Origin of the sequence: Shewanella baltica, assembly GCF_900456975.1 — a bacterium.
In the GTDB taxonomy this organism is placed as follows: domain Bacteria; phylum Pseudomonadota; class Gammaproteobacteria; order Enterobacterales; family Shewanellaceae; genus Shewanella; species Shewanella baltica.
The window spans coordinates 3959831-3972836 of sequence record NZ_UGYM01000002.1 but is presented as its reverse complement, the minus strand read 5'-3'; the positions used below and the strand labels follow the sequence as shown (position 1 = coordinate 3972836).

Annotated in this window: 10 protein-coding genes; 9 read left to right on the top strand and 1 reads right to left on the bottom strand. The window is 46.3% G+C overall.

What is annotated here, in order from left to right:
• The first annotated feature begins 264 nt into the window (after nt 1-264).
• From DYH48_RS17700 to DYH48_RS17665, 9 genes are all read left to right on the top strand, one after another.
• Nucleotides 265-4545 (top strand): phage tail tape measure protein, encoded by a 4281-nt coding sequence (locus DYH48_RS17700; RefSeq protein WP_115335504.1) that lies wholly within the window; start codon nt 265-267, stop codon nt 4543-4545.
• A 38-nt stretch (nt 4546-4583) separates the two neighbouring features.
• A complete protein-coding gene (locus DYH48_RS17695) occupies nt 4584-4955 on the top strand; it encodes a hypothetical protein (protein WP_106649478.1) in 372 nt (123 codons plus the stop codon).
• Between the two features lie 7 nt (nt 4956-4962).
• A complete protein-coding gene (locus tag DYH48_RS17690; RefSeq protein WP_115335503.1) occupies nt 4963-7437 on the top strand; it encodes a hypothetical protein in 2475 nt (824 codons plus the stop codon).
• An 11-nt stretch (nt 7438-7448) separates the two neighbouring features.
• Nucleotides 7449-8402: a hypothetical protein gene (locus tag DYH48_RS17685; protein ID WP_115335502.1), complete on the top strand. Its 954-nt coding sequence runs from the start codon at nt 7449-7451 to the stop codon at nt 8400-8402.
• Nucleotides 8395-8697, top strand: coding sequence for a hypothetical protein (locus tag DYH48_RS17680; RefSeq protein WP_115335501.1), 303 nt, complete (start codon nt 8395-8397; stop codon nt 8695-8697). The genes DYH48_RS17685 and DYH48_RS17680 overlap by 8 nt, the downstream gene beginning before the upstream one ends.
• Nucleotides 8694-10478, top strand: coding sequence for a hypothetical protein (locus DYH48_RS17675; protein ID WP_115335500.1), 1785 nt, complete (start codon nt 8694-8696; stop codon nt 10476-10478). Before DYH48_RS17680 ends, DYH48_RS17675 begins: the two co-directional genes overlap by 4 nt.
• 25 nt (nt 10479-10503) lie before the next feature.
• The gene (locus DYH48_RS17670; RefSeq protein WP_115335499.1) at nt 10504-10716 is read left to right on the top strand and encodes a hypothetical protein; all 213 of its coding nucleotides are present in this window, start codon (nt 10504-10506) and stop codon (nt 10714-10716) included.
• Nucleotides 10717-10886: 170 nt separating this feature from the next.
• Nucleotides 10887-11048, top strand: a complete 162-nt coding sequence (locus tag DYH48_RS23745; RefSeq protein ID WP_172481210.1) for a hypothetical protein — start codon at nt 10887-10889, stop codon at nt 11046-11048.
• A 14-nt stretch (nt 11049-11062) separates the two neighbouring features.
• On the top strand, nt 11063-11893 hold the full coding sequence (locus tag DYH48_RS17665; protein WP_115335498.1) for a hypothetical protein: 831 nt from the start codon (nt 11063-11065) through the stop codon (nt 11891-11893).
• Here the strand turns inward: DYH48_RS17665 and DYH48_RS17660 are convergent.
• Nucleotides 11890-12954, bottom strand: coding sequence for a tyrosine-type recombinase/integrase (locus tag DYH48_RS17660; protein ID WP_115335497.1), 1065 nt, complete (start codon nt 12952-12954; stop codon nt 11890-11892). The two genes, DYH48_RS17665 and DYH48_RS17660, sit on opposite strands and share 4 nt — an antisense overlap.
• Between the last annotated feature and the right edge of the window lie 52 nt (nt 12955-13006).

Here is a 13006-nt window from a genome sequence, read left to right as displayed (position 1 = left end):
AATCCCGGCACTGGATTTTGCCAATGCCGAAATAGTATCGCCCCGCTAAGGCGCGTTTGTCAATTTTACTTATCAGTTAACTGATTTAAAGCGGTGGGCTGAACAAGGTTGACCTTACCGCGTCACAGGAAGCGGCCACCATTATGTGCCTTATCCAACCCACCTAGTCCCTGAGTTTACAAACTAATTGGTTGTGGTCGAGACATTTCGATCACAGGCGTTTTCGTGCGCGTGTGTTTTATTTCTACGATATGAGGATAATAAATGAGCTTTAAAGACCAAGAAGTGAATTTAATTATTCAAGGCAAAGATCTGTTTTCTGCTGAGGCCAAAAAGTCTGAGCAAGCGTTGCAGGAGTTGGGGCGCGAAAGCGAAAAGCTCAATGAGCAACTTGATGATTTAAAACGCCAGCAAGAGGCTATTAAGGCGATTGATTCGCTTACTGAGTCTATCAATAAGGGCGAACGCGCCTATGTTGATAACGCCCAAGCGCTCGATAAGTTAAAGCAAGAGCAGAAGCAGGCTAATACTGAGGCAAAAAACCTTGAGAAATCGCAGCAAGATGCGGCTGCCTCAACGGCTAAGCTTGAAACTGAATACAGCCAAACTGCGGCGCAGTTGGCTAGCTATGATAGCCAACTTGCTTCCGCTCGCGCCGAAGTTGAGCGTTTAACCACGACTCAAAATAAAGGTGCACAGGCCAGCCAAGCACAAGCAAAGGCATTATCCGCGGCTAAAACCGATTTGCAGCAGCTTGAAGCGGCGCAAAAAAATACCGCCACCAGTGCGACCACGTTGGCAAACGAGCTTGAGCAAGAACGTAGCGAATTAACGCGCTTAGGTACCGAAGTTGAAAAGGCTGGCCGTAATAAAGCCGAATATGCACTTAAAGTTAAAACGGCCAGCAATGAACTAACTAACCTTGGCAGAAGCCTTGGCAGCAATAAAGCGCAATTAGATAAACAGCAAGCTGTGCTGAATAAAGCCGGCATTGATATGGGTAAGCTGGGCGATGCCAGCCAAGAATTAAAAACCAAACAAGCTGGCGCAGAAGCCGCGCTTAAAGGGGTTAACGATAAATTAGCGCAGCACGATAGGTTATTGGTTGAGTCTAAAAACTCGGCCAAGGTCGCCAACGCGCAAACTGACCTCACCACCAAGGCGGTGAGCACGCTGGCTAAGGCTTATGCGGTATTGCTGTCGGCACAGCAGGCGGTGCAAACGGTAAAAAGTGGCGTTGAAAACTACGGTGAGTTAGAAGCCGCGATTACTAAGGTTGAAAAAACCACCAACCTTGCCCGTGATACTGTGGTGAAAATGGCCGATGAGCTTAAAAACCTCAGCGAAAACGTCACCCCTACCAGCACGAATGAGCTGCTGCGCATGGCGGAAGTGGCGGGCCAGTTAGGCACTAAATCGACTGAAGATATTCTCAGCTTGGTGGCTGCGGCTGATGCGTTGGGGTTATCAACCAATTTAGCCGGCGATGAAGCGGCAACCATGCTGGCCAGAATTTTAGGGATGACTCAAGAAGGTATCCCTGAGATCCATAATTTATCCTCGGCTGTGGTAGCGCTTGGTAACGACTTTGCGATTACCGAAGCTGATATTGTGCAGATGACCAAGGAGATAGTTTCTGGTACCCGTGAAATTAACTTGGGTTCTGCTGCGGCTGCGGCGTTTGGTACTACGCTGGCAGAGTTAGGCCAACCAGCTGAACGTTCGCGAACGGCTATGCAACGCCTTGGCGCTGAGATTAACGAAGCGAGCAAAAAAGGCGGCGATTCACTTGAGCGATTAACTAAGATTACCGGGCTAACTGCTAAGCAGATTGAGCAAGATCTCGGTGATGCGCCTGAAAAGGTATTGGTTAAATTCCTTGAGGGCTTACAAAAGGTTAAGGCCGAAGGCGGATTAGTCTCTGATGCCCTTAAATCGATGGGCATTGATGGCACTGAGGCGACAGGCGTTCTCAGTGTATTAGCGGATGGTACAGATCGTCTAAAAGTTGCATTAGAGCTAAGTAATAAAGCCTATGCTGCTGGCGATTACCATATGAAGGAAGCGATTAAAGCTTATGCTGATCAAGAGTCTGCAATCGGTCGCTTACAAAACAAATTCCACGGTTTAACGAGTGAAATCGGCCAAGCATTCTCAGATGAAACTGATGCTGCTATTCGTGCCGCTGGCGCTGCTTTGGATGCAGTTGATCAGGAAGTGATAAAGCTTTTAGAACACTTACCAGAAATTGGGAAAGGCTTTGTTGAATTACTGGGTGACGTCAATAACTTTATTGCAGGCACCAGTAATAGCTTTGAAACGCTAGACTTAACAATGGGAATCTTTGCAAATGGTTTAAATGCTATTGGCGTAAGCGTTAATAGTATGACCCTAGAGTTAAGCAAACTAGATACTACCCAGAAAACTATCTTGGCTATTGCCAGTAAAATAATGGGTATTGAATATGTCACTGCAAAACAGGTCGAAGATAGCAAGCTACGTAGCAAAGAGATTCAAGAATCAATTACCCGTGATTTAGATGATATTACTAATCAAACTAAGCGGATGAAAGGGGAGTCATCCATTGCTTACGAGGGGTTAATTAAAACAGCTGTTAAATATCGTGGCTCAATTGACCAACTATCAATCGCCCAGCGCAATCAGTTAAACGATATCTTATTGTCGGGGAAATATAATGGTGACCTTGAAAAAACCTATCGTGAATTAACGGCTACATTAGTTCGTGCGAACCGCGAAACTGAAATCGAGGCTGAATTTAAAAATAAAGCTGCAGATGCAAGTAAGAAAAAAGCAGAAGAAGATAAGAAGGCTGCCGAAGCCGCCGATGCGCTTGCTGCTAGTCAGGGGGCGATAAATGATTCAACTAAGGCTTATGCACAAGCACTTAAAGATATTGAAGCTAAGCAAGCTACCCTAAACAGTTTATATGAACAGGGTAAATTGAGTGCTGATGATTTAGTTACAGCTTCAGCTAATCTGCATCAAACTATCAAAGCTTACAACGTCGAGGTGGATAACAGTAATGTTAAAGCCGTCACTCAAACGGAATTAACGTCGGCATTTATCACTAAGCGTAAAGAGCTCCAAGCGCAGTACGAAAAGGGTTTGCTGACCGAAAAAGAACTCAATATTTCACTGCAAGAGTTAGCTGCATCACACACTAAAGCCGTTGAGCAGTCGAACAAATCCATTGCTGCGACAGGGTTGTTGTCTGATGCCCAGCTAGACTTGCAAGAAAAAATATTAAGGACCGAGAAAGAGGTTCGTGATCTTGAAGCGGCTTTAAAAGATGACAGTAAGGCCTCGGCTGAACTGACTATCATCAAGGCTAAGTTGGCTAAGGAAGAAGCCAACTTAGCTGATCTGAAGCGCGAGTCTGTTGAGCTATCCAAGATAGAGAACGCGACCTATGTTGAACTGCTGATATTGCAGCGTGACTATGAAGCGCAGCTTGAAGCATTGGATCGAAATTTCAGGGCGGGTTTATTAACTAAGCAAGAGTACGATGCTCAATCACAAATACTCAAAGGGACGTTGAGTGAAGTCAATAAAGTGGTGGGTGAAAGCAGTAAAAAGACAGATGAAAATACCGAGGCAACGAAGGAAAACACTAAGGCCACTAAGGATAATACTGCCGCTGGTATTGAAAATGCTAAAGTTATCGCGGAACAATTAAGTACGATTGATGACTTTAGGGGAAGTGCTGCCGCTACTCGTGATGTGATTGTTTCGCTGAATACCGAATATGATTACTCAAATGCCACTATCCAAGCAATGACCGAAAGGTTAGCGCAATTGGATAATCAAATTGCGGGTGCTGACCAAAAACGCGAAAGGCGAGAAATCAATAATGCTATTCGGATGCGTGATTGGGTCACTCAAATCGAGAGTGGCTCACTCAGCTTGCAAGAGCTAGGTGAACTTGCTGATCTCGCTAATAACTCTGTTGTAAGGCTTTCTGACAATCAGCTTGTTCCGCTCAACAAAGCGATCGATGAAGCCCGTTCACGTTTTAGAGAATTGGCCGATGAAATTAATAAAACCACAATGGATATTCAAGACCGGCTCGATACCGCTTTGGGTAACCAGAAGGATATTGCTGAGCGTAAGTTTGCTAGTGAGCTAAAGGAAGTGAACGATTTAATCACCACAGCTCAAGCATACGGTGATAGTCAGCTCATCAATAAACTGCAAAAAAGTCTTAGTGATCTTAAGCAGGCACAAGACTTAGAACGTAAGGCCCTGCAGGCCCAGCAAGCCGCCGATAAGCAAAGTGCTGCCGAGGCGAAGAAGCAAGCCGACGCTAGTGCTGCGACCGCTAAGGCCGCGGCTCAAACTCAAGCAACCGCTACCGTTAACACGAAAGCCAACACCCAAACCAGCACGCAATCTGTGGCTAACACTTCAGATATGCAAGTGCTGCAACTGCAGGTGGGTAACAGCACGTTTAATGCCCAAATGAAGCGCAGCCTCGTCACTGAATTGATGAACGAGATCAAACGTCTGCAATCTGTTGGCGGTTAGCCAATCCTGTTATTCGCTCCAATTAATCAAAGGTCCCTATGACAACCATCGATAGCATCGATATCGCGGTGGATTTGCTGTGGCTAAACCGCGACAACACACCCCGCGTGGCGGCCAATATGAAGCGCGCCTTAAACGGTGCGCCATTGGTGCAGCAAACCATTATCCCAGCCGGTATTGCCATGGAGTTAGGCACCAAATCGGGATGGATGCTGCGCACTGAGTTTGAACAACTAAAAGCCCATGCCGCCATCACGTTAACCGCCTTCACGTTGGCCTATGAAGGCACCAGTTACAACGTGGTTTGGGATAACACTGCAGGCTCGCCCATAACGGGTGAGGATTTATTCGACGAAGTTGGCGGGTTTGAAAAGCTCACTAACGTGGTTCTTAAGTTTCTGACCTTATAGGCCATTTATGACTATTTCCCGTTTAGATTTAAAAGTATTTAAACCCGAGTTACTGGGTTCAAGTAATGAGGCTGGCGGCCAACGGACTAAGAACGCTGTGCAGTCAGGCTTGCTTAACGAGCTATTTTCAGCGATATCCGATATCGACCATGCCCAATCCAGTATCGACATTGTAAAAGCGTTCCCTGCGCTCGATACGCCAGACACCAGCACTTTGATTGATGCGCATGTGTTTATCAGTGAGCCACCCATAGACCCATTAGTTAACGTATTCATGATCGAGTCTGCCGCGCTGGATGATGAATCTCGCATGACGGATATGAAAGAGATCATTGAGTCGTCAGTCACTGCAGGGGAATTGATCCGTGAAGGTGGTCCCGGATTCCTTGTGAACCAAAACTCATTTTCCTCAGATTACCTGCAGTCGTCTTATCGCTTTAATGACCGCGACTATTGGAAAACGACTTATCTGCAGGTCGGCCAAGTGATCTGCATCACCGTGGAATATCCTGGTATTGAAAACGTGGCATGGCCACGCAAAACCCATTTTTGCAAAGTCACGCGCACTAGCATAGTGAACGGTGCTGTGGGTACCGTAGTATTCGACCCGCCGATCACCTTTGCAACACCGGAAGCAGGTTTGCAAATCAATGGCCAGAGTAAATGCACTCGCTTGCGATTATCTAACACTGCATCCCCATTGAAATTCCACGGGGTAACTAAGCTGACTGCAGCCGCCAGCGGGGTAAGTTTAGCTGTGGGCGCGACTCAATTGTCACTACTGCCTGCGATCACCACTTTAGCGCCAAAGCCAGGTAATACCATCACGGGTGGCAGTGATAACGGCGATGCCACTGTTAGCCAAGTGATCCGCAAAGTGATTAGCCAGCCAAGCGCAGAAGGGACGTACAGCTATACCTTCACCACAGCGGATTTACTGATAGATACTGATGTTGTCACTGCAGTTTCTACCGATCCTTATGGCGTTTTCTCCGCGAGTAATTCATTAGTTCAGTCGATTACTGTCGGAACGGGTAACGTGACCGTTACGCTGCGGCCTGATGTGCGCTTTGTCAATAATCCCACTGTCTCGCTCTATTATGTTTCTGCGTATAAATACAGCATTTACTCAAGTGCTAATGCATTCCCTGCCAATAAGCAGTTAACGGTCGGGAGTATCAAAGGCCGCGCTGTGTTTGCCGATAGTAACTATGTGCCTCAGGACGTATTTGAAAATGTGAATAGCGGTATCGGTAAGCTCTATGACGCCACTGAGTTGCTGGCGACCATTGATTATTTTACTGGGGTAGTGACTAAGCAAACTGTCAGCCGTGGTGATTTTGAATTGAGCTATTCAGGTTTAGTTGAATCAACCACTGCAGCGGCTGCCGGCGATACTACGGCTAAATTTGCCTTGAGTGTGGCTAATCCATTGTTAGAGAGCTTTTACGTGCAGGTTGAGCGGATATCCGATCACGCCATTATCAGCGCCTCATCTGACAATCAAGGCGTGATAACTGGCAGTGGCATTAGCGGCACTATCGTAGATGGTTTAGTTGAACTGTTATTTACCAATCCGGTGGATTTAACCACGCTGCGCTATGACATTACCGACCAATTGCGCCAGCTACCACCCGCTGAGATTTACGGGTTAAACCCACTGCGTATTCCCAATGATGGCATTGTCGATATGTTCAGACGCTGGGGCACTGTCGCGCTTTCTCATACTCAAGTGCAGCAAGTCACAGGCTCTGTCGGCACTGTGTTTACTATTCGTGACAATGCCCAGTTTGTTGATATTACCGATGCCAATGGCGCAAGCCTATGGACCCATAATAATGACCATTTCACCGTAAACAAGGTGGCAGGAACGGTCACGATTAACAGTGATTTTACTGGGTTTGCTGCGCCGTTTGTGCTGAGCGATACCATTATGGAACTCGGTCTAGTGTCATCGTTTTCAGGCAATAGCGTTGTGTTGGCCAAGCCCTTAGCCCGTGAATATCCTGCAGGTACTACTTTAGCCAGTGTGCAAATCCTTGGCGACCTGCAGGCGCGTGTTGGCAGAGTGCGGGATATGACCGCTTGGGCCAACAATTGGGACATCGATGGCGATCCAGCAACGGGCAACGTGAATGCGGTTGACTATCCGTTTGAAGTCAAAAACACCACTGCAGTGAATGAAGATTGGGTATTGATTATGATCTCAGCCACCGCCTTTCGCTGTGTTGGCCGCCGTCTTGGCCAAATCGCCTCAGGAGACATACTCAATGATTTTGCGCCTATCAACCCATTGACGAATGCCCCTTATTTCATTATTCGCTTAGGTGCATTTGGCGGTGGTTGGCAACCAGGCGAAGCGATTCGTTTCGCCACGTTCGCGGCCTCAAATCCGATAATGCTACTGCGCAATGTGCAGGTTGGTCACAGTCAAATCACTACAGATAAAGCCGTGTTGTCATTTTTCGGCAACGAGTCATAGGAGTAAATGCAATGGGCTTACCAGTTACTGTTTATCGTTATACCGATGCGGGCGCGCCGCAGTTAGTCAACAGCACACCCTCTGAGTGGATCAATATTCTCAAAAAGGTTTTAGTCGAAGGTTATGGGGATAAAGCCCCTTTAGGTTGGACAATCGAATTTGAAAACATCGGTGCATATAAAATTGTATTCCGTAATTCGTTATCAGCGGGTGGTACAGGGGGCTATTTCCAGTTTTCATCGGGTACGGGGGCAAATACTACTGCAGCCAACTGTCGTATAAAGACGGCATTAAGCATGACCGATATTGATGTATTTATTAAGGCGGCTGGTGCAAGAATGCTGCAATTAAACTCAAGCGCAAAAGGCTGGGAAATAATCGGTACATCAAGAGGTTTTTATTTAATACAACATCGTACCAATATTACAGTGATGCAGACGGGTTCAGTGACATATCAAAGCTGTTTTTTTATTGGCGACTTAGCGAGTTTTTATAGCAATGACCAGAGCATATTTACAACTGCATCTGGAGATAGCAGCAGTGGTGATACCTCTAGTATGCCCGCATCATCCACCATTGGTTGGTCAACGACGAATCATGCTGATATTTACGCATTAGATGGCAGCAACTCTAAGAGATTACATACGATGACGATGGGGTTTACCATGACAGTATCGAGTGCATTTACACTCGATGCTGAGGCTGCCAATATCCAGCATGTCATGGTAACGCCTACTTTTGACCTTGCGTATAACGCCACGGATGCAAACGGAACGTTAAGCAATGACAGTACCATTATGCCAGCTTGCCGAGCATACATGCCCGGTTATGTCATTTCATCATTCATGGGTTATATCAATAATAATTGGCCTGTAGATAGGGACATGAACGGTGTGGGGCATACTCTGTTACGAGGTGCATTGGCAAACAGAATGTGGATAAATACAGAGGTGTGGTATGACTAACTTTCTACACCCAAAGGCAATTCGACTTGCTTTTAATTACCAAGCTATGGTTGAAGTTACCGGAGATGATGCTGCTGAAAGAGTCGTTATTATGGATAGATCCTCTCTCGAAGTTTTTCACAATTTTGTCTTTCAAGGCTCAAGAACATTTAAGGCGATAGTCCCACTGAGATATGCCACATCACATGAATTATTGGTAGGGGTACTTGACGATAATCGCATGTTTAATACAGAGTTTGTTGATGGATTGGAAGCCGATTTAATTGATAGCAATCTTGTGAATGTCAGCGTATGACCGCCATTGTCATTAATTTTAAATCGCCTTGGCTAAATGCTAAATCCCCGATAACCATTCGCTTTAATGATGACCCCATACCCGAGTTACCCGATCCGCCTATTCGCATCGGCAGTATTGGTATGGCCTGTGGGCTTGCAATACTGACAGGCCAAAGTGTTGAGCAGCAACTCACTCTCAGCCATCGCAGTCAATCACATGCTGCCAATGCGGTGTTTGCATGGGATAGCTTTTTTAGCTTAAAGCAGCAAATTGTAATGGTATGGGATACGCCGCCATTAGCTGGCGAAATATTTGCTGTTGATTGGCAATGGAATACGTTGGTACCTTTTCAACTCGATATGAATTGGTTGGTACCAGAGGCTCATAGTCAGCAAGCCATGAGCAATTGGATAGTGCCAGAACTGCAGCAGATAATGATTGAAATGCAGTGGTCACAGGCCGCCGCCAAGAGTCAGCAAATTACCGTTAAATTGCATGTCGGCGAGCAACTAGCGACTGAGATAGCGCTTAGCTATACCAACATTCAAAGCCAAGGTGATAACAAGGTTGTGGCATGGGCTCCCCATGCGGCGCGTTGGGTATGTTCCAGTAAATACGTACCGCCAGTGGGTAAGGTCACGCTGCGCTTTAGTGAGCCTTGGATTAACTCAAGCAGCCCAACACGGCTTAGATTTACGGCCTCACCGAACGTGTGCTACTGGGACGATGGCGGCGGCCTTATTGATGCCAATCCACCATTACCCAATATCGATTTTAAAATCCCGATTGAACCACAAATCCGCAGGTACTACTTAATGCAGCCAACGATCACATGCGTGCGAGTATCAGACAGTTTACCGATTGTGATCACTAGTGTGAGCATTAGCCAAAGCCGTGGGCAGTGGGCGAGGTCGGTTAGCCTTGAGTTCTCAAGCCGTATCGATGCGCAGCGTGCCCACAATGAGCTATTGCTGATCACCATCAACGGTTATGAGTTTTATGCCATTGCCGAGCAGCCAAGCGCCAGTAAAGCCTTTGGGATTGAAACCCACAGCAGCACAGGCCGTTCGCGTGCCGCAGAGCTGTCATCGCCTTACCTTTTGCCAATCAGCTACACCAACACTGTTTTGCGTAGTCTTGGCGGTATTATCAGTGATCTGTTGCAAAACACAGGCTGGACTGCAGAGCTAAGTGGGATACCAGATTTTAGCGTCCCTGCAGGCGCGTTCAGTGTGGGTAACAAGTCACCGATCGACGCTATTAACGAAGCAGCAAGCCAATTGGGCTGCATGATCTTAGCGGATGATGCCACCCGTAAACTTACTATCATTCCCCGCTGGCCAACCGTGCCATGGGAAATGGCAACAGCGGTACCGGACCTGACAGTGCACGATGCCGTGATCACCAACTACAGCGAGTCAGTCTCCCGCAATCCGTTGTGTGATGTAGTGTGGCTGCGTGGTGAACAACAAGGGATTAGCGCTAAGGTGAAACGCACCGGCAGCGCTGGCAATATTCCTGCTGCGGATATTAGCGCTCAGCTGATCGTAGATAACCAAGCGGCGCGCATCGCTGGCACCAATGCGCTGGCAGATACAGGCGACAAGCTGAACGTCACGCTATCCTTGCCCGTTATGGTTGATTTGCCACCCGCAACGCCTGGCATGCTGATTGGTATTCGTGAAGGTGCCGAAGTCTTTAAAGGAACGTGTGACAGTTGGAGCATCCGCGCCAGCGTCAGTGATCGCGGTGATATCGATATCGAACAATCCATTACAGTGATCCGCTCAATCGCGTAACTCTGCTAACAGCCAGCGAGGCACCATGCTTAAACAACTTCAAACAGCGTTAGTATTGCCACGGATGATCATGACTGTAGCTGCAGTAAACGCCGATGGCACTGTGACAGCCAGCAGCGCCAGCGGCCACACTATCCGCGCCATTGGCTCAGGAACGGTTGGCGATCACATCTATGTACAAGACGGCAGGGTGCTAGGGACGGCACCCGACTTGCCATTTGTGGAGATAGAGATTTGAAATGATACTTCTTGCGCATATATTGCTATTTCTGTATAAAGAGCCCCACAAAATTATTGGTGTAAATAGCTGTGAGTATTTTTAATACCCATCAATATTTGTTGATAGTTGTCTATGCTTAGGTGTAAGTTGGGCCAAGCGGATGTAGTTTAATTTAAGGAGGGAATGACATGAGCACAAGAAAATCTACCCCTAAAAATGCACCATCCACAGACAAAGTCTATCGCTTAAGCGGTAATGGTGAATTCAGCTTAAACTTAAAAGATAAGCAAATTCGTCAGAAGGTCATGAATAAAATCAATCGTTTTAAAGACTTTCCAGTCACTGCTTAGCTAGCGAGGGTTGCATGGGAGCCTTCGCGGTAGCTTTTATCTTAATCTCCGGATACATCTACGTCTCAATTTCTACTTTTCAAAAGCATGTTACACGTCGCGAAGATGGGCATCGTTACTATTTTCGGTGCGGGGCCTATGGGATTCTTTTTTGTACAATTGGATGTATCATTGCCATCGTTTTAGATGGTTTTGATCTACCTTCTTTTCTCTTAAATTACTTTTTCGGCACCTCTTTAGAACAACTTCTAGGCATCACCAAATACACAAAAACCTTCCAAGAGTATTTAACGTTTAAATTGATGCTAGGTTCTGGTTTTGCAGTTTTATTAGCCCCTATAGGGGCTAAACTGGAAAATTGTTTACGTGATGAAGAAAATACACGTAAGTATATTCATCAAGTAAAAAGTCCTGCATTAGAAAAGTTTTTGTTTGAGTGTGGCGAGAATCTACAGACAGTGTTAATAACTCTTAAAAGCCGCAAAGTTTATGTTGGAATTGTGAATGATATACCTATTGAATCAGGTGAAGTAGAGCACTTTACTATTTTACCAATACTCAGTGGTTATAGAGAAAAAGACAAACTGACAGTCATATTTACGACCAATTATTATCAACATTATCAACATCATTTAGATGATCATGGGGAGCCGATCAATGGTAGTGGAGCATGTCTCGATGACTTTGTTGAGATGATCCCTGTTTCAGAAATTGCTCATATTGGTAGTTTTGATATTGATACCTACAAACAACTTATCAAGCCAATAGGTGATATACCTTGGATGGAGCCGCAGTCATATTCCATCAATAATGAAAACATAGTTTATCCTCAAGCCGATCTTTAAAAATCCTTATCATGCAACCGTTTAGGGAATAATTCGGTATACACTTGCCACAGTGTATTGATATTCCTATGGCCAGTCACCTGTGCCACTTCATCAATGCTATAGCCCTTCTCAAACAACCGGCTGGCACCTTCACGCCTTAGGTCATGATAGCGTAAATCTTCAATTCCCAATTCGTTGCGCACTCGCTGAAACCCTGCAGTAACGCTACGCTCGTTGTAGGGGAAAACCCGCGCATCATTCCTCGGCTGCTTTTGCAGTATCTCCCACGCCCCACCCAACAGTGGTACCAACATGTGGTTGCCTGCTTTTTTGCGAGGGTCCTTACGGTCACGAACGATCACGGCCTTTTGTGCCTCATCTACATCGTCCCATGTTATCCGGCATACCTCACCAATACGCATGCAACTCAGTATCGAGAAATCCAGCAAATCAATATAAGGGATGTGTGCAGCCCGTTGATCTGCTCTTGCAGCTAATCCAACTTTTAACCTCTCAATCTCATCCGTAGTCGGCCTGCGCGAACGCTTGCCCGATTTAGCGATCAAGTCTTGGCTATACAGTGCATCGTAAGCCTCAATAACCGAAATTTGTGAAACCTCATGCCCAAAATTTGATTTAGCGATTCGTAGCAGCCATCGGATCACGCTTACATCAACTGCAATAGTAGATGGCCCTGTGCCTGCGCTGCGTCGCAATTTACAGTGATCGATGATGTGGTGCGGCTTAATATCAGTCAGATTCAATTTAGCAATATCGCAATCCGATAACAGCCGTAAACAAAAGCGCTTCGAACGACCAATGCTGCTGTCGATGTTTTCATCTGTCAGGGCTTTGCTGATGATGCTGCCCAATGTAATAGGAGCCGTATCCTCAGTAGCAAACCCGTTTGACTCAATATCAATCACCCGATCTTTACCCCATGCCTCCGCAGCGGCATATTTGGTAAAGGTACGTTGCTCCGTGTATAATATTTTGCCGTTTTTCTTTACACGAACTAGGCAGCGATGCCGCACAGTACCGTCGGCTTTTTCGCGTTTTTGAATGCTATAAGATGCCATGTTTTTTGGTTCCCCGAACCCCTCAGTCCAATCCATTGTGGATCACTATAGG

Bases quoted from the DNA above. Each gene is read 5' to 3' on its own strand.
- DYH48_RS17700 (WP_115335504.1), top strand. From the start codon at position 265: ATGAGCTTTAAAGACCAAGAAGTGAATTTAATTATTCAAGGCAAAGAT.
- DYH48_RS17695 (WP_106649478.1), top strand. From the start codon at position 4,584: ATGACAACCATCGATAGCATCGATATCGCGGTGGATTTGCTGTGGCTA.
- DYH48_RS17690 (WP_115335503.1), top strand. From the start codon at position 4,963: ATGACTATTTCCCGTTTAGATTTAAAAGTATTTAAACCCGAGTTACTG.
- DYH48_RS17685 (WP_115335502.1), top strand. From the start codon at position 7,449: ATGGGCTTACCAGTTACTGTTTATCGTTATACCGATGCGGGCGCGCCG.
- DYH48_RS17680 (WP_115335501.1), top strand. From the start codon at position 8,395: ATGACTAACTTTCTACACCCAAAGGCAATTCGACTTGCTTTTAATTAC.
- DYH48_RS17675 (WP_115335500.1), top strand. From the start codon at position 8,694: ATGACCGCCATTGTCATTAATTTTAAATCGCCTTGGCTAAATGCTAAA.
- DYH48_RS17670 (WP_115335499.1), top strand. From the start codon at position 10,504: ATGCTTAAACAACTTCAAACAGCGTTAGTATTGCCACGGATGATCATG.
- DYH48_RS23745 (WP_172481210.1), top strand. From the start codon at position 10,887: ATGAGCACAAGAAAATCTACCCCTAAAAATGCACCATCCACAGACAAA.
- DYH48_RS17665 (WP_115335498.1), top strand. From the start codon at position 11,063: ATGGGAGCCTTCGCGGTAGCTTTTATCTTAATCTCCGGATACATCTAC.
- DYH48_RS17660 (WP_115335497.1), bottom strand. From the start codon at position 12,954: ATGGCATCTTATAGCATTCAAAAACGCGAAAAAGCCGACGGTACTGTG.